1 protein-coding gene is annotated in these 836 nt (G+C 67.7%); it reads left to right on the plus strand.

Features of this window, described 5'->3' with window-relative positions; translation table 11 throughout:
• Positions 1–836: HAD family hydrolase (locus tag CRT60_RS00050; RefSeq protein ID WP_143272900.1), on the plus strand; the 836-nt coding region annotated here is incomplete at both ends.

Genomic DNA, 836 nt, shown 5'->3' on the forward strand with positions numbered 1-836 from the left:
GGGGCGATGCGGCTGGCGGAGCGCCGTGTCATCGTCAAACGGCTGGCGGCCATGCACAACATCGGCGCCATGGACGTATTGTGCACCGACAAGACCGGGACGCTGACGGAGGCGACGATCCGGATGGTCAGGCACCTGGATTTCCGTGGCGCGGAGAGCGAACGCGTCTTCCGGCTGGCCTACCTGAACAGCCATTTCGAGAGCGGCATCAAGAGCCCGCTCGACGAGGCCATCATCGCCTTCCGCAGCCTCGACGTGACCGGCTGGCGGAAGATCGACGAGGTGCCCTTCGATTTCGAACGGCGGCGCGTGTCGGTTCTCGTCACCGATGGCACCGAGCGGCTGCTGGTGGTCAAGGGGGCGCCGGAAGACGTTCTGCGGCAGTCCACCCATTACGAAGGCGAAGGTGGCGTCGAGATGCCGCTCGACCCGGCGGCGCGGGCGGATCTGGATGCCCTGTTCCAGAAGCTGGGAGAGGACGGGTTCCGGGTGTTGGCGATCGCCTCCAAGGCGATGGGACCGGATCATGCCTCCGCCGCGCTGGGAGACGAAAGCGAACTGGCCTTCGCCGGCTACGCGGTTTTCCTCGATCCGCCCAAGGCGAGCGCCATGGCGGCGATCCGCGATCTGACCGGGGCCGGGGTGGCCGTGCGCCTTCTGACCGGCGACAACGAGCGGGTGACGCGGCACGTCTGCGCCGAACTCGGCCTGCCCGTCATCGGCCTGATCACCGGCGACGATCTGCGGGCGATGAGCGAAGAGGCGTTGCGGGCCCGCCTCCCCAAGGTCAACGTGTTCTGCCGGGTGACGCCGGCTCAGAAGGAACGCGTGCTGCT

Source organism: Azospirillum palustre (assembly GCF_002573965.1).
GTDB classification, from domain to species: domain Bacteria; phylum Pseudomonadota; class Alphaproteobacteria; order Azospirillales; family Azospirillaceae; genus Azospirillum; species Azospirillum palustre.